The organism is Acinetobacter sp. LMB-5 (assembly GCF_001541635.1).
GTDB classification, from domain to species: Bacteria; Pseudomonadota; Gammaproteobacteria; order Pseudomonadales; family Moraxellaceae; genus Acinetobacter; species Acinetobacter pittii.
The window spans coordinates 1-319 of record NZ_LRDR01000125.1 but is presented as its reverse complement, the minus strand read 5'-3'; the positions used below and the strand labels follow the sequence as shown (position 1 = coordinate 319).

Below are 319 nucleotides of genomic sequence, written 5' to 3'. Positions count from 1 at the left end.
GGCACCAGAAGCGCCAAAAGCAGAACCTGCACCAGCGCCTCAACCAGCTCCAGTAGCGGCTGCGCCTTCTCCTGCACCAGCTCTAGCTCCTAAGCCAGAAGCAAAACCGGTTGCGGTAAAAGAAGAAGCGAAAGTGCCAGCGGTTAAGAAGCCACAAGCAGAAGCAACTGTACGTGTTGATACTTCGACACTAGACACCATCATGAACATGGTTGGTGAGCTTGTATTGGTGCGTAACCGTCTACTAAGCCTTGGTTTGAACAGCAACGACGAAGAAATGTCGAAAGCGGTAGCAAACCTAGATGTCGTGACTGCAGAC

General features: G+C 51.7%; 1 pseudogene. It reads left to right on the top strand.

Annotated elements, in window-relative coordinates:
• A pseudogene (locus AW165_RS18800) lies at positions 1–319 on the top strand (hypothetical protein); the annotation flags it as partial.